Origin of the sequence: Kribbella voronezhensis (assembly GCF_004365175.1) — a bacterium.
Classification (GTDB): Bacteria; Actinomycetota; Actinomycetes; order Propionibacteriales; family Kribbellaceae; genus Kribbella; species Kribbella voronezhensis.
This window is the reverse complement of sequence record NZ_SOCE01000001.1, coordinates 5638315-5654346: the sequence shown is the minus strand read 5'-3', so window position 1 is coordinate 5654346 and position 16032 is coordinate 5638315. Positions and strand designations below refer to the sequence as shown.

The following is a 16032-nucleotide window of genomic DNA, read 5'->3' as shown; positions in this document are numbered from 1 at the left end:
TCGGCCGGCCCACGCCGTACTGATGTGCTGGCGGTTCGGCCGGGGCAGTTAAGCGAGAGGAGTCTCGGCCAGAGCCTCGGTGAGGTCGGCCGGGGTGTCGTAGATGGCGATGGCGCCTGCTGCTCGGAGTTCGTCGTCGCCGAAGCCGCCGGAGCGGACGACGATGGTGGGGAGGCCGGCCTTCTTTGCTGCCTTGACGTCCCAGACCGAGTCGCCGATCATCACGCTGGACGCGTCCGGCGGGGCGTCGACCTTCTGCAGGGCGACGTGGAGCAGGTCCGGCGCGGGTTTCGAGGCTTCGACGTCGGCGCTGCTGGTCCAGGCATCGACGATGTCACGGGCGTCCAGTTTGTCCAGGAAGACGTCGACGTGGCGCTCCTGAGCGGAACTGGCCAGCACCAAACGGTGACCGCGTTCCTTGATTGCCAGCAGCAGGTCGCGCGCTCCGGGCAATGGCGCCATCTCATCGAGTAGCGCGTCGACCTCCTTGCCCTGCTGTTCGCGGGCCTGATCGCCCACCCGGCGCTCGAGGTCGTCGCCCCCGATGGCAGCGACGACCTGGTCTCCACCCATGCCGATCAGCCGATGCAGCCGCCAGACAGGAAAGATCTCGCCCACCGAGCGCAGCGCGCGGTACCACGCCAGCGCATGCTGGTAGTTGGAGTCGATGAGCGTCCCGTCGATATCGAGGACTGCGATCGCAGAGTTGGTCACGCCCACGAGGTACCCACCTCTCGGTAGGCCAACCGCACCCGACCTGCGGTAGCTTGCGCGTTACCAACGAACGAGGGGGTTCAAATCATGGCTGAGTACGTCCAACTGGGTGCCGTGAAGACGTGGTACGACGAGGTCGGCGAGGGCACGCCGCTGGTGCTGATGCACGGTGGACTGGTGGACGCCAGGTTCTTCGCGGCGAACATCGGCGCGCTGGCCGAGCACTTCCACGTCTACACCCCGGAGCGCCGCGGCCACGGGCATACGCCGGACGTCGAGGGGCCGATCAGCTACCAGGTGATGGCGGACGACACGATCGCGTTCCTGGAGACCGTCGTGGGCGAGCCGGCCGACCTGGTCGGGCACAGCGACGGCGCGTTCATCGCCATGCTGATCGCGATGCAGCGGCCCGAACTCGTGAAGCGGCTGGTGCTGATCAGCGGCGGCTTCAACAAGTCCGGCGAGGCCGGTCCGGAGATGGAGTGGGACGTCGACCAGATCGCACAGTTCCTCGGCCCGGCGTACGGCGAGGTGTCGCCGGACGGCGAGGAGCACTTCAAGGTGGTCGCGACCAAGATCGGTGAGATGGCCGCGAAGGAGCCGAACCTGCAGGCGTCCGAGCTCGGCGTCATCACCGCGCGCACGCTGGTGATGTTCTCCGACGACGACCTGGTGACGCTGGCGCACGCGGTGGAGATGTACGACGCGATCCCGGGCGCCGAGTTCGCCGTCGTACCGGGGACGTCGCACTTCCTCACCCAGGAGAAGCCCGACCTGGTGAACCGGATCGTGCTCGACTTCCTCACCAAGGACCCGATCCCGACCATCGCGGGTATCCGCCGCCCACCCCACTTCGACCTGCCCGCCGACAGCTGACGATCTGGCCGCCGCCGTCCACCCGCCGCCCGCGCGGCCTTGAAGACCGGTTGCTGCGGTCAGGGCGTGCGGCCGCGGGTGTGTTCGGCGGTGAAGGTGGTGTTGCCGAGGGTCCCGATGAGGCGGTTGGTGATGCGGTCTACGTCGGCGCGCTCGGCCGGCGGGAGGGGTGCGCCGACAGACTCGCGGAGGTGCGCCGCTCGCCCAAGCAACCGCGCAGCCCCGAGAGCGTCATCGGTGAGTGAGTGCGCGCCGGCCAGGCCTTCGTAGGCCAGGGCGAGGGCGCGGGGGTCGCCCACCGCTTCGGCTGCCGCCAGGCCTTCGGTGTGCAGGGCCAGGGCCGCTGAACCGTCACCACGCTGCTCGGCGATGAAGCCCAGTTCGGCGAGCACGAGGGGTACGCCGGGCTGCGAGTCGAGGTGACGGAGCCAGTCGAGCCAGCGGCGGAAATGGCGCTCGGCGATGTCGAGCTTGCCCTGTCTACGTGCGCCCAGACCGAGTCCGAGTTCGGCGAACTCCTCAGCCGGCTTGTTGCCCTGCTCGGCAGCCAGCTTCATCGCCCGGGTGTGGAACTCTTCAGCCGCCGCGAAGTCCCTTTGCAGCAAGGCGATCCGGCCGAGCCCTGACAACCGCAGTGACGCTTCACCCCAGAGTCCGAGCTCTTCGGCCATCCGTACGCCGTCGCGATGCAACTCGGCTGCCCGCTCGTAGTCGCCGGAGATCTCGGCGAGTTCGGCCAGGCTGTTCGTCGCCTTCACCTGTCCCCACCGATCACCGAGCCGACGAAAGATCTCCTCGCTCCGGGCCGCATCCCTGCGGGCCTCGGCCAACTCCCCACGAGCCCGCCCGAGCGTCCCGCGCACGCTCAACGCCGCCGCGATCCCCCACTGGTCCCCCGCCGACTCGTACTCCGCCAGCGCCGCGTCGACGACCTCGACAGTCGCCGCCACGGCTCCTCCACGATGTGCGAACCCCAGGAACCAGTGCGCCCTGATCCGCCGGTCGGCCGCCAGCAACGTCCGGGCCGCCGTCCCACGCGCCGAGTCGTCCCTCAGCAGCCGGATTCCCGCCTGCCATCCGACAACCCGTTGCTTAAGGCCCTCATCACCGGCTCCAGCAATACCCAGAGCAGCAGCGAAAGCGCGTTCTGCTTCCCCGATCCGCCCGCGCAGGAACCAGTACCAAGCAAGCGCATCCACCAATCGCAGCGCCGACTCGCCATCGCCGAGAGCGACCGCGGCGTCCAGTACTGCGCGCAGGTTGGCCGTCTCCGCGTCGAGCCGGCCCAGCCAGTCGCGCTGCTCGTGCCCGTACAACTTCGGCTCGGCCTGGACCGCGAGACAGCCGTAACAGTCGATCGCCCGGCGCTGGATCTCGGCCGCCTCACCGGCCTCCCGAAGCCGCTCCCCGGCGTACAGCTTGATCGATTCGAGCAACCGGTACCGCGGGCCGTCCACGACGCTCACCAGCGAGCGGTCGACGAGGCGGCCGACCAACTCAGCGCTGGCGCCAACCGCTGCGGCGGCCTCCAGCGTGCAACTGTCCGCGTGGACGGACAGCCGACGCAATGCCACCTGTTCCGGCTCGCTCAGGAGTTCCCAGCTCCAGTCGACCATCGCCCGCAGCGTCTGATGCCGCCGCGGACCATCACGTCGTCCGGACTCCAGCATCTTGAACCGATCGTCCAGCCGCGCCGACAACTCCGTGACGCCGAGCGACCTGACCCGCGTCGCGGCCAACTCGAGCGCGAGTGGCAGGCCGTCCAGCCGGTCGCAGATCGCGGCGACGGCGGAGTCCTCCTCCACCACACCGCCGGCCGCCGACGCCCGCAGTACGAACAGCTCGGCGGCGGCCTCGACTGCGAGCGGGCGGACCACCACCAGCCGCTCGCCGTTCGCAGCCAGCGGCTCCTGGCTCGTCACCAGCACTCGCAAACCGGGGGCCTTGCGCAACAAATCTCCGATCAACCCGGCAACGCAGCCGACCAGATGCTCGCAGTTGTCGAGGACCAGCAGCACCGACTGGTTGCTCAAGGCATCGGCCAATTGGCGGTCCCGGACGCCCACCGCCGCGGCAATCGCCTCAGCCAAGCCGATTACCGCGGCGGCGTTCGAGTCGGATCGCTCCAAGGCTGCGAGTTCGACCAGCCAGACACCGTCCGCGAAGTCACCGGCGACCTGTCGCGCCGCCTCGATTGCAATCCGGGACTTGCCGACGCCACCCGGCCCGGTCAGGGTCACCAACCGGTTCGTCTTCAATGCCGAGACCGCCTCGGCCAGCAACTGCTCGCGGCCGATGAGCTCCGTCACCGCAGCCGGCAGGTTCGAGCGCCGTCGGGTCGGCGGTGCGTCCAGTCGGGGGTCCTGCCGCAGGATCCCCTGCTGCAGCTCCATCAACTCCGCAGACGGCTCCAGGCCGAGCTCTTCCTTGAGCCGTTCGCGCAACCTGCGGTAACTGTCGAGCGCCTCGCTGTGCCGTCCCGTTCGATAGAGCGCCTTCAGGTACGCCGCCCGCAAGCGCAGGCGCAGTGGATGCCGCCGCACCAGATCACCGAGCTCCCCGATCAGTTCAGCGTGCTCTCCCAGCTCCAACCGGAGCTCGGACAGCGACTCGACTGCAGTGAGTCGCTCCTCGTCCAGGCGATCCACGGCCGCCCGGACGAACGGCTCCGCCGAGAAATCGGCGTACGGCGTACCGCGCCACAACGCGAGCGCCTCGCTCAATCGCCTGGCGCGGGACCGCAGTTCGCCGGAAGCCTCGACCAGCGAGCGGAACTCCGCAACGTCCGTGACCGCGTCGAGCCGATAACCCGGCGGCTGCGAGACCACCAAGTCCCGAGCTCCCGGCTCGGCGGCTTCGAGTGCCCGGCGGAGTTGCGAAACCCGCAGCTGCAACGCGTTGGCAGGATCCCGTGGCATCCGCTCCGGCCAGAGATCAGCGATCAACCGCGCGGCGGGAACCACTCGCCCTTCGGACACGAGCAGTTCGGCCAACAGGGCGCGCACCTTCCGCTCGGGGATCCGCACCGGCTCCCCGTCGTCCGTCCAGACCGCCACCGGCCCCAGTACGCCGAACCGCATGACGCCGAGACTAGGGCACTGTGGGTCTCGGATGCGGCCGATGTGTCACCGCACCTGCTTGCTCCACAGTGGATCTACAGGTGGGTTCGGCACACTGCGCGCATGAGCGACGGGATTCTGGACGAGGCGTACGAACGGTTCGCGCGAACCGGGCCGGAGTGGGGCGAGAACACGCTCACCAACCATGGCCCGATGGCCGTCGAGGTCCTCGTACGACGTGGTCTCGCGGACGGCGTACATCGCTGGGTCGACACCTACGTCGGCAAGCTCAGCGAACTCCCGTCGGTGAGCGACCGCATCACCGACGAGAGCTGGCGGGACGCGCTCGGAGACGGCCGACGAATCGGTGACTGGTCGGCGTACTTCGTGGAACAGATGCAAGAGCACCCGTGGCGCGAGGTGCTGGTCACCTGGTGGCCGCGCCTGCTGCCGGGCATCGTGGCCGGCGCGACGCACGGGGTGATCCGCGTCAGCCACGCAGTACGAACCCTGCTGCGTGGCGACGAGAGCCCGGCCGCCGTAACGGAACTGGCTCATGGTCTCGCGTTCTGGGCAGCTCGGATGCGGAGCGTGCCGGGTGCCGCAGAGGCGGCGCCTGGTCGTCACCGACGCTCTGAAGGCACGCTCGAGGTGAACGACGCGCTCGACGCCATCCCGCGGATCCCGTCCCAGCAAGGAACGGTGGCTGTCCGCTTCGGCCAGCTCGCCGAGCTGCCGACCTGGCCGGCGTCGTTGCGATCCCTCCGTACGCCGACCAGCCCGGCCGACGTCGAGCGCCAACTGGCCGACCTCGTCTCCGGGGCCGCGGCGCGCTATCTCACGCATGGGCACGGCAGCCCGGTGCTCCTGGTGCACACGGCGACCGCGCCAAACGCAGTACTGCACACACTCCCTGCGCTGCCGCAGTCACTGTGGGCACCGAGTCTGTCGTCGGTCTGGGCGGCCAGCGCTGCGATCACTGCCGCGTATGCGCCCGCGCAGCCGCTGCCGCGGGATGAATTGCCGGCGGGTGGTGTCCACGCAGACGAGCTGATGGATTACGCGCTGAAGCATTCCGACGAGCACGTGATCAAGTTCGCGGACACCGCCCTCGACGCGTACGCGCACAGCCACGATTCGGACGTCCTGGCGGCTGCCCAACGGGTCGGAGATCTGATCAAATAGGAGTAGTGGTGGTCGGTGTTCCCGCGAAGTCACCGACCACCACCCACCGGCCGGCTCAGCCGTTCCAGCCGCTGCCTTGCTTCGTGCGGGTGCCCAGTCCGTTCGCCTTGCCGGGGTACAGGTACATGTCCCCGCCGGTGTTCGCGACCGCGATCAGATCGGGGATCTTGTCGCCGTTCAGGTCACCGACGCCGGTGAGCGAACGCATGCCGCTCCAGCCGGTGCCGATCTGGACCCGGCTGGTGCCGCCGGCGAAGGTAAGGCCCTTGTACAGCCACAACTTCCCGGCCGAGTCGACCGCGACGAAGTCGGGCTTGCCGTCACGGGACAGGTCGCCGACAGCGGCCAGCTTCGTCATGCTGGTCCAGCTGGTGCCGATCTGCTTGCGGGTGCCGAGCCCGTTCGCCTTGCCCGGGTAGACCCAGAGCTTGCCGGTCGACTTCTCGATCGCGACCAGGTCGGGGTGGGCGTCGCCGGTGACGTTGCCGATGCCCATCAGGTCGCGCATCCCGTTCCAGCCGCCGGTCCCGATCAACAGCCGGGTGGAGGCCGACAGTGCCGGGCCGCGGTAGAGCCACAGTTTGCCGGTCGCCTTCTCGATCGCCGCCAGATCAGCGACGCCGTCTCCGGTGAGATCGCCGACTCCCGTCAACTCGGTGTACCCGTTCCAGCCGGTGCCGAGCTTCACGGCGTTGCTGCCGCCCTCGAACGCGCCCGCCGCGTTGTTGGTGTAGCGGTAGAGCGTGCCGGTCGGCCTGTGCACCGCGACCATGTCGTTGAGCTTGTCGCCGCTCAGATCCCCCGCGTTGGTCAGGTCCGCGTCCGAGTGACCGGCCAGGTACGACAGGCCGCCGGTCTGCATCGTCGCGTTCAGTGCTGCGGCGGTCAGGGTGTGCGTGCCGCCGGTGGGCTTCCACGGATCCCAGACCGTCAGCGTCTTGGCCGTCAGGTCGTAGCCGTAGATCAGGATCGCGTGCCCGAAGTGGCCGCTCAGCCCCTTGTTCCAGGGCAGCTTCTCCATCCAGACGCCGATCTTCGGCGCGCGCTTCAGCGTGCCGATGTCGTACGCCGCCCAGTTCAGCAGGTTGGTCGCGCTACTGGTGGTGTCGGTGTCCCAGACCGAGTACCCGAGCGGATTGATGTAGCCGTTGATGACCGGCAGGGCGGTCTTGTCCCAGGTCCCCGACGTGGTCGTGCCCATCTTCTTGGCCAGCGTCTCCTGGGTGACGCTGACGCCGAAGGTGCCGAGGCTGATGGCGCTCGACGCCGGCACGCAGTTGTAGTTCGTGCTCTGGTAGACAGCCTTGATCGAAAGTTTGCCCGACGTCGGCGCGGCGGCGACGGCTCTGGCGACCGCGGCGGCCGACTTCGGCTGCACTGCGCCACCGGGACGGACCACGCCGGTGGCGGCAGCCGGCGGGGCGGCGGCGAGTAGTTCAGCGGGGCTCAGGGCAACCGAACCGGTGGCCGGTGGCAACTGCTGCGCGCCGGGCTTGGCGGTGTCCGCGGTCGCCGCGTGCACCACCCCTCCGACGACCAGACCGGCAGCCACCACCGCGGCGGTTCCGAGCTTCCACTGCTTACGTTTCATGCGGTTCCTCACAACACTCCGGGCGGATGATCGACCCCACCCAAACACACCCGAGGGGCAGACCGAAAACGGTCTGCCCCTCATCTAATTGTTCAGGCCGAACCTGCCGCAGATGGCTGTCGGAGCCGTCTGTTCAGGCGGAGTCTGTCAGCAAGGTGGCTGTCGGAGCCGCTTGTTCAGGCGGGCACTGTCAGCAAGGTGGCTGTCGGAGCCGCTTGTTCAGGCGGGCACTGTCAGCAAGTGGCGGTCGGAGCCGCCCAGTCGGCGCGGTCGTTGTAGCCGCCGTCGCCGGCGTCGCCGACCAGCAGGTCGAGCACGCGGACGCCGGTGAGATCGACGTCGACCGGCTTCGGGTGATCACGATCGACGACCCCGCTGTCGAACAGCACCTTGCCGTCACCGACCACCTGGAACGTCGACGTACCACCTTCCGGACCGACATTCCGTACTGCGTCGTCGATGCCGACCGTCGCGGTCAACCTGCTGCAGGCCTTGCCCAGGTAGTACCGCACGGTGGACGGCGACGCGACACCGATGCCGGTCGGGTAGGTCTGACCGACCAGGCTGATCGGCGAGCCGCCGCCGACGCTCTGGTCGACCGTCGGGGACATCCAGCCGCTGGTAGCGACGATCCACTGGTGATGCGACAGCGCGGCGGTACCGGTCGGCGGAACCGGTGCGACCACGATCGGCGAGACCGTTGTCTGCCGCTGCTTGCCGAACCCGATCGCGCCGTACGTCGTACTCGCCGTCAGCGTCGCATTTCCGGGCGTCGCGTCGGCGGCCAGCTTCACTGTGAAGACGAAAGTCGCTTGTTTGCCTGGAGCAAGGATTGCCGGCGCGGTGGTCAACGACTTCACGGTCCAGCCGGCTTCGCCGGTGAGAGTGACGACCGGGCTCATGATCGGGAGGAGGCCGTCGTTGCGGACGACGACCTGGGCGGTGAGCTCGTCGCCGCCGGCAACGACCGGCGCGACACCTTCCGGCTGCGCGTCCGTACCGACCTTGGTCACCTGCGGGATCCCAGCCGTCACGTGCGGGATGCCTAGGAGGCCGGTCGCCGGCGAGACCCGGAACAGCGCAGTACCGTGAGCTGGAACGGCCGCGCTGATCGTGCCGGCGCTCTCGGTGACCGCATTGGTCCAGGCGTTCTTCAGGGTGAAGCGTGAACCGCTCAGGCCGACGGCTTTCGCTGTGGCGGTGAGGGTTTTGGCGCTGTCGCCGCGGTTGAGCAGGACGACGGCGCGGCCTCCGTCGGCGAGGCGCTTCACCCACGTCTCCGTAGTACCGGCGGCTCCGACGCGAACGGCCTGGACTGCTGCCGGGTCCTGGTTGATCCCGACGACATCGGGGTCGGTGAGCATGCCGATCGTGGTTGCGCTGAGCTTGCGGATGTCGCTGCCCACCATCAGCGGAGCGGCGGCCACGGACCAGAGGGTCAGTTGCGTGCGGAACTCTTCGTCGGACATGCCGAGCTCGGGAGCAAGGTAGTCAGGGTCGCCGAACGCGCCCGGCTTCACGACCTCCGGGTGCCTCGCGTTCGCGTCGTAGTTGCGCAGGACGTCCTTGAACTTGATGTCGCCCTGGAACCCGACGTCGGTGTACGTCCGCCAGGACTGCGCGATGGCCGGCGCGTAGGACCAGGAGAAGGTCGACTGCTGCGACTCCGGGTAGTTGCCCCAGTCGGGTGAGGTGACCGGGTTGCACAGGTTGAAGATCATCGGCCGGTGGCTCGCGTTGTTGCGGAGCGCGTGGGCGAACTCGGTGAACACCGTCTTCGGGTCGAGGTTAGCGGCGATGCCGCAGAGGTAGTCGACCTTGACGGCGTCGAAGCCCCAGGCTGCGAACTGGTCCGCGTCACGCTGGTAGTAGCCACCGCTGCCGAGACCGCAACGGCCGGGGATATAAGGTCCGGCGTCGGTGTAGATGCCGGCCTTCAGGCCCAAGCTGTGGATGTAGTCGACGAGCGATTTCAAGCCGTTCGGGAACTTGGCCGGGTTGGGCTGGAGGTCGCCGGCCGCGCTGCGCGACTCGTCGGCCTGCCAGCCGCCGTCGAGCCAGACGATGTCGTAGCCGGCCTTCTTCAGACCGCGACTCACCATCGAGTCCGCGACCGAACGGATCGTCGCCTCGGTGAAGTCGCCACCGAGCCCGTAGTAGGTGTTCCACCCCATGTACGGCGTCGGACTGAGCACCGCCGCGGCCGTCGACCCGGCGGCTGTCGATTCGGTGGTCGAGGCGGCGGTCGTTGAGGCCGCGGTGGTTGAGGCGGTGGAGGTTGAGGCGGTGGAGGTTGAGGCCGCGGTCGTTGAGGCCGCGGAGGTTGAGGCGGTGGAGGTTGAGGCCGCGGTCGTTGAGGCCGCGGAGGTTGAGGCGGTGGCGGTGGTTGCGGTGGCGGAGGTTGCGGTGGTTGCGGTGGCGGGGGCTGCGGTGGTGGCGAGCGAGGCCGTCACCAGGACGGCCGCGATCGCCCCGCCGAGCACGGCGGAGGGTTTCTTCACGTCTTGTTCCTTTGCTGCCTTGAAATGGACGGAGGTCAGTCGAGGGCTTCGACGACCAGGCAGGTCGAATCGGTCGTGCCGTCCCAGCGGACGCCGACCTGCAGCAGGTAGCTGCCCGGGTGGACCTCATCCCCCACCCGGTAGAACTTCGCGGGATCCAGCCGCACCAGCGGTATCCGGCGCGGTCTCGTCGGCAACGTGCCCCGGATGTTCCCGTCACCGGTGTCCCAGAGGAACACCACGGACCGGTCGGCACCGACGTACTGCACACCTTCGGCCAAGGGATGAACCAAGCCGTCGGCGACAACGTCGCGAATGTCCTTGTACTGCGCCACGTGGCGAGCCGCCGCGGCCAGCTGATCGTCGGACCACTTGGACAGGTCGGCGCCGATCCCGAGGTTGCCGGCCATCGCCACGTGGAACCTGAAGTCCGGCGACCGCTCGCGACCGTCATGAGTGCCTTCGGCATCGGTCACCCACGAACTCATCAGGTGTGGTGAGTAACCAGTGAGAAAGCCGCGCTGGATCTTGAGCCGGTCGAGCGGTGCCGTGTTGTCGCTCGGCCAGAGGGTGTCGACGCGCGCGGCCATCCCGAGGTCGACCCGGCCGCCACCACCGGCACATCCCTCGACCAGGACGCCAGGATGGTTCGTCCGGATCCGCTCGAGAATCTTGTAGAGATTGGCCACGACCTGTCCGTCGAGATCGCGATGCACCCCGCTGTCCAACCGCGGCCGGTTGGCATCCCACTTGAGATAGCTGATCTCGTACGACGACAGCAGCCGGTCGAGCGTCTCCCAGATCCACTCCGCGACGTCGTCCCGGCTGAGATCGAGGAGCAACTGATTGCGGACGAGCAGCGGTTCGCGTCCTTCCGTCCGCAGAATCCACTCCGGATGCTTGGCCGCGAGCTCCGACCCCGGGCTCACCGACTCGGGCTCCACCCACAAGCCGAAGCCGAGCCCCACTTCCTTCAGGTCTTCGATAAAAGCATCGAGCCCTTGCGGGAAGGCGGCCGGGTCGACCTCCCAGTCCCCCAGCCCGGCGGTGTCGTCATGCCGCCCGGTGAACCAGCCGTCGTCGACCACGAACGTCTCGACCCCGGCCCGCGCCGCACGCCGGGCAAGCTCGAGCTGATGATCGGCCCGCACAGCGAACTCGGTCGCGAACCAAGAGTTGTAGACGACCTTCGGCGCGACCGCGTGCGACAACGTCCGCTCACGCGCGAATGTCCGCTGATAGGCATGGAACGCCCGCGCCAGTCCGTCGGGTCCTTCGGTACTGCAAGCGCCGACAGCCACCGGGGAGACCCACGACGATCCGGGGGCCACGAGCAGGCCGAGTGAAGACGGCACCCGGCCTGCCTGGATCCGGGTCTGCCCGGTGGTGTCGACGTCCGCGCTCAGCTGCCAAGAACCCGACCACGCGAGCTGCACGCCCCACGTAGTACCGGACGGGTCGTCGGCATCGGCGACGGACAGGAAGGGTGAGTACGAGTGGCCGGTGATGCCCTGCCGGCTGTCGATCGTGAATCGACCACGGGGCAGCGTGATCGCCGCTTGCTGGAACTCACTGTTCCACTCGCCCCACAAGTAGCGCAGGTAAGCGCCGCCGGAAGTCGGGATGACGAAGCCGCCCGAATCATGGTGATGCAGGGTGAAGGCGGCCGACCCGTCGTTGTGCACAGACACCCACCGCTCGACCACATCGAGCTCCGCAGACATCCGATAGTGCAGGACGAGCCTCAACGACCGCAGTTCGTCCAGGAACGTCAGCTCCAGGTGGTCGCCATCTTGCGCAGCCGCCACGAAGACCGGCCGGCATTCGTCGTTCCCGTCGGGCCCACTCACCACCAGCTCGGCCGGAGCGGCATACCGAACCCCGCGTACGGCGTACTCCAGCGGCTCGATATCTGCCGGCGGGAGGAAGTGGACCGTTCCGGCCGGGGCCACCGTCGACGGCCCGTCGGCCACGGCATGCGGGCCCCAGGCAACCAAGCGCGCCCACTGCCCGTGTTGCGGCACCTCGACCACGTACGTCGTGGTTGCCCCGCGCAACGTCCACTGAGTCACTTGACGGCTCCGATCGCCAGTCCCGACACGAAGTGCTTCTGGAACTTCAAGAAGACGACAAGGGTCGGCACGGCCGCAATGACGGTGCCTGCGGCAATCACATTCCAAGACGAGACGAACAGTCCTTGCAGACCGAGCAGCGCAGGAGTCACCGGCATCTTCTCGCCCGACCGGATGACCGTGATCGACCAGAGCAGGTCGTTGAAGATCCAGGTGAACGACAAGGCACCGAGCGCGGCCAGCGCCGGCCGGGTCAGCGGCAGGATCACACTGCCGAAGATCTTGCCCGGCCCGGCACCGTCGATCGTGGCCGCCTCCTGGATCTCCCTCGGCAGATCACGCATGAAGCCGTGCAGCACGAACGTGTAGAACCCGAGCCCGAAGCCGACATGCACGGCGATCAACGCGTACAACGTGTCGTAGTACCCGGTCAGCTCGACGAACCGCGAGATCGGGATCAGCAGGATCTGCGGCGGCAGCAGGTTGCCCATCAACATCAGCAGCAGCACCGTCCGCCGGAACGGGATGTTGTACCGAGCCAGCCCGTACGCCGCCGTCGCCGCGAACCCGAGGCTCAACAGCACCGCCGGGATCGTCACCAGCAACGAGTTGATCAAAGCCCTGAACTCGTCCGCGTCCTGCCAGGCCGACCTGTACGTCGAGAAGGTGAACGAGTGCGGCAAGGAGCCCAACCCGTTCGCGGCGACGTCGTCGAAGCTGCGGAACGAGATCACCACCACCCACAGGATCGGCGCGATCCACAGGAACGAGACCAGCCCCATCGCCAGGTGATAGCCCGAGGTCTTGAACCGGTTCGTCATGTCTCCTCCCGGAAGGCACGGATCAGGTAGCCGAGGATGACCGCGAGGGCGAGCAGGAAGATCACCACGGCGATCGCGGAGGCGTAGCCCAGCTGGGTGGACTGGAAGGCGGTCGAGTACATGTAGGTGCTGAGCAGTTCGGACGAGTGGTACGGACCGCCCTTCGTCATCGACCAGACGATGTCGAAGGATCGGAGCGAGTCGATGACGATCACCGACAGCACGACCGAGTTCACGCCCTTGAGCTGCGGGATCGTGACGTAGCGAGTGCGTTGCCACGCCGACGCGCCGTCCACTCTCGCTGCTTCGTAGAGAGCGGGGTCGACTGCCTTCAGGCCGGCCAGGTAGAGCACCATCACGTAGCCGATCTGCCGCCACAACGCGGGCAGGATGACGGCGTACAGAGCGGTGTCGGGGTCGGCGAGCCAGGGCCGGACGAAGTTGCCGAGGCCGACACCCCGTAGTACGGAATCGACCAGGCCGTCGGGCTGGTAGAAGACGCGCCAGATCAGCGCGGTCACGACCAGCGAGAAGACGACCGGGGTGAACAACGCGGCGCGGTAGATGCCGACGCCGCGACGCTCCTTCTGCAACAGCAGCGCCATCCCGAAGCCGCCGATCACGCTCAGCCCGCCGAACAGCACCAGCCAGATCGCGGTGTTCTTCAGCGCGGTCCGGAAGATCGGATCGGTGACCATGTCGTGAAAGTTGCCGAAGCCAACGAACTTCGGCGCCGTCAGCCCGTCCCAGTTCGTCAACGCCAACCAGAACCCTTGCAACGCGGGCCAGAACACCCAAACGGCCTCGATCGCGAACGGCACGAACACGAACGCCAGAATCAACGGCGAGATCCGATGCAACCGGCTCCGCGGCTGCCGCCCGGGCCACCCGGACCGCCCACGGCCGCCCGACCGAAACGACTTCCCGGGCGCAGTCTCGGGCAAGGAATCGATCGAGGTCGCTGTCACGCCTTGAACACTTTCTCGGCCGCTGCTTGCCAGTCCTTCAGGATCTGGTCGATCTGGTGGGGCTTGTCGAGGAACTTGGTGAGGGCGGCGTCGGCGGTGGGCTGGAGGGCGTCGCTGGAGTCGCGGTTGAAGAACTGGGTGAGTTCTTTCGCGTCTTGAACCATGGCTTTGCCCTTGCGGACCAGCGGCGTGTCGGCGGCCTTGCCGTCGGGATTCGCCGGGATGACCGTGCCGGAGGAGTTCTTGACGTAGATCTCCTGCGCCTCGGCGGTGGCGAGCCAGGCCAGGAACTTCTCGACGGCCTCGGGGTCCTTCGCCTTCTTGCTGGCGAAATACCCGTCGGTCGGTGCCTCCTCGGCGACCGGGACCGACGGGTCGATGATCGGGAACTGGAAGAAGTCGATGTCGTCGAGCGCGTCCTTGGGCGCGGAGTCGGCGAAGAAGGTGCCGATCAGGAACATGCCGGTCTTGCCACCGAGCAGGGCCGACGTCGCCTCCTGGAACGGGAACGACTTGCCCTTCGGGTCGAAGTACGGCAACGCCTCCTTCCACTTGGTGAAGACGGCCTTCACCTTCGGGTCGTCGAAACGGCCCTCGCCGGCCAGCAACTGGCGGTGGAACGGCGCGCCGTTGATCCGGATGTTCAGGTAGTCGAACCAGGCCGACGCGACCCACGGCGTGTCACCCAGACCGATACCGATCGGCGGCACGCCCTTGCCCTGGATCGTCTTGCAGACGGCGAGGAACTCCTCCCAGGTCTTCGGCGGCGTGACGCCCCACTTGGCGAAGTTCGACTTGCGGTAGAACATGCCCCACCAGTAGTAGCTGGTCGGCACGAAGATCTTCTGCCCGTTCTCGCCGGTGGACAGGGTCTGCATCGACTGCGGGTAGTTCTTCATGCCGTCCCAGACGCTGGTGACGTCGAGCAGCAGGTCCTTCTTGGCGTACGAGTTCGCCACCGAACCGGCGTACCAGGTGTAGACGTCCGGCGGGTTGGCAGAGGTCAGGTACGTCGGCAGCTGGGTGCGGAAGATCTCCGAGGCGACGGTGTTCAGCTTCACCTTGCCGCCGGTCTTGCCGTAGGCCTCGACCAGCTTCTCCATCGCCGCTTTCGCCTGCTCGGCGGAGAGATTGGACTGCAGCGACAGCTCACCGCTCGCGCTCCCGCTACTGCCGCTGCTGTTGGTGGTCGAGGTCGCGCAGCCCGGGACCAGGGCCGCGGCCCCGAGCATCCCGAGCCCCTTGAGGAACGTGCGCCGATCAGCTGCCAGACCTGCCATGCCCGTACTCCTGAGCTCTCGCGGCACGGTCGGGATCCGCCGCGCCAGTCGATTGAGTGGTTCGTTCTGCGGAGGATCTTGCAGCCGTGCGGTCGAGCGTGTCAATATTAATTCGTAAATTACGAGCAAATCGCTTGACGTGATGATTTGGTCACGATCAACTGGTGCCTCGTTCATCGTTGGAGACTGTTGGCGTGGAGGTTTGGCGTTGCGGCTTGCTGAGCGGGTGATCGTGGTGACCGGGGCAGCCACCGGTATCGGTGCTGCCTGCGTGCAGCGCCTGCTCGACGAGGGCGCCTCGGTCGTGCAGCTCGACCTGCAACCCTGCAAGGAGATCCCCGGCCGGTCGATCGCCGTACTGGGTGATGTCGCCTCCCCCGACACCTGGGCACAGGCGTTGTCCCGCGGCCGCGACGAACTCGGGCCGATCGACGGCCTCGTCAGCAACGCGTACATGGTCGACGTCCGGCCTGCTCACGAACTGTCCCCGAGCTCCTGGCAACGCCAACTCGACGTCAACCTCACCGCCACCTTCCTCGGCTTCCAGACCCTGTACTCCGACCTGGCGGCGACCGGCGGTTCCGTAGTACTGGTGTCTTCGGTGCACGCCTTGGCCGGGATCCCGGGCCATCCCGCTTACGCGGCCACCAAGGGGGCACTGGTAGCTCTCGGCCGGCAACTCGCGGTCGAGTACGGCGGATCGATCCGGGTGAACACCGTGCTTCCGGGCCCGGTCGACACCGCGGCATGGGACCGTGTCACCCCGGAAGGGAAACAACAGAGTGCTCAGGCGACCGCTGTCGGGCGACTCGGCCGGCCGGACGAGGTGGCCGCGGCCGTCGCTTTCCTGCTGTCGGACGAGGCTTCGTTCGTCACGGCGGCCAGTCTCGTCGTCGACGGCGGCTGGTCCGCGGTGAAGGACTCGGCATGACCGGAGTTAGTTCAGAGCTTGTATCAAGAGGGAT

Annotated in this window: 11 protein-coding genes; 3 read left to right on the top strand and 8 right to left on the bottom strand. The window is 67.6% G+C overall.

Annotation, left to right across the window (positions count from 1 at the left end; translation table 11 throughout):
• Window positions 1-48 precede the first annotated feature (48 nt).
• Complete coding sequence (locus tag EV138_RS26435) at window positions 49-714, bottom strand: HAD family hydrolase (protein ID WP_133981439.1); 666 nt, start codon at window positions 712-714, stop codon at window positions 49-51.
• An 87-nt stretch (window positions 715-801) separates the two neighbouring features.
• On the opposite strand from EV138_RS26435, the gene EV138_RS26430 reads away from it, so the two are divergent.
• Window positions 802-1590: an alpha/beta fold hydrolase gene (locus EV138_RS26430; protein ID WP_133981438.1), complete on the top strand. Its 789-nt coding sequence runs from the start codon at window positions 802-804 to the stop codon at window positions 1588-1590.
• 59 nt (window positions 1591-1649) lie between these two features.
• Here EV138_RS26430 and EV138_RS26425 read toward each other — a convergent pair whose 3' ends face one another.
• Entirely contained in the window at window positions 1650-4670 is a 3021-nt protein-coding gene (locus tag EV138_RS26425; protein ID WP_133981437.1) for an ATP-binding protein, read from the bottom strand.
• Window positions 4671-4772: 102 nt separating this feature from the next.
• On the opposite strand from EV138_RS26425, the gene EV138_RS26420 reads away from it, so the two are divergent.
• Window positions 4773-5834: a questin oxidase family protein gene (locus EV138_RS26420; RefSeq protein ID WP_133981436.1), complete on the top strand. Its 1062-nt coding sequence runs from the start codon at window positions 4773-4775 to the stop codon at window positions 5832-5834.
• Between the two features lie 55 nt (window positions 5835-5889).
• Here EV138_RS26420 and EV138_RS26415 read toward each other — a convergent pair whose 3' ends face one another.
• The 6 genes from EV138_RS26415 to EV138_RS26385 all read right to left on the bottom strand — a co-directional run bounded on the left by EV138_RS26415 (window position 5890) and on the right by EV138_RS26385 (window position 15067).
• Window positions 5890-7425: an FG-GAP-like repeat-containing protein gene (locus tag EV138_RS26415; RefSeq protein WP_133981435.1), complete on the bottom strand. Its 1536-nt coding sequence runs from the start codon at window positions 7423-7425 to the stop codon at window positions 5890-5892.
• A 233-nt stretch (window positions 7426-7658) separates the two neighbouring features.
• On the bottom strand, window positions 7659-9926 hold the full coding sequence (locus EV138_RS26410; RefSeq protein ID WP_202866830.1) for an NPCBM/NEW2 domain-containing protein: 2268 nt from the start codon (window positions 9924-9926) through the stop codon (window positions 7659-7661).
• Between the two features lie 35 nt (window positions 9927-9961).
• Window positions 9962-11998 (bottom strand): alpha-galactosidase, encoded by a 2037-nt coding sequence (locus EV138_RS26400; RefSeq protein ID WP_133981434.1) that lies wholly within the window; start codon window positions 11996-11998, stop codon window positions 9962-9964.
• Entirely contained in the window at window positions 11995-12819 is an 825-nt protein-coding gene (locus tag EV138_RS26395; protein ID WP_133981433.1) for a carbohydrate ABC transporter permease, read from the bottom strand. Before EV138_RS26395 ends, EV138_RS26400 begins: the two co-directional genes overlap by 4 nt.
• A complete protein-coding gene (locus tag EV138_RS26390) occupies window positions 12816-13679 on the bottom strand; it encodes a carbohydrate ABC transporter permease (protein WP_238158363.1) in 864 nt (287 codons plus the stop codon). Before EV138_RS26390 ends, EV138_RS26395 begins: the two co-directional genes overlap by 4 nt.
• A 104-nt stretch (window positions 13680-13783) precedes the next feature.
• A complete protein-coding gene (locus EV138_RS26385; RefSeq protein WP_133981432.1) occupies window positions 13784-15067 on the bottom strand; it encodes an ABC transporter substrate-binding protein in 1284 nt (427 codons plus the stop codon).
• A gap of 208 nt (window positions 15068-15275) precedes the next feature.
• On the opposite strand from EV138_RS26385, the gene EV138_RS26380 reads away from it, so the two are divergent.
• Window positions 15276-15998, top strand: coding sequence for an SDR family NAD(P)-dependent oxidoreductase (locus tag EV138_RS26380; RefSeq protein ID WP_133981431.1), 723 nt, complete (start codon window positions 15276-15278; stop codon window positions 15996-15998).
• The last annotated feature ends 34 nt before the right edge of the window (window positions 15999-16032 follow it).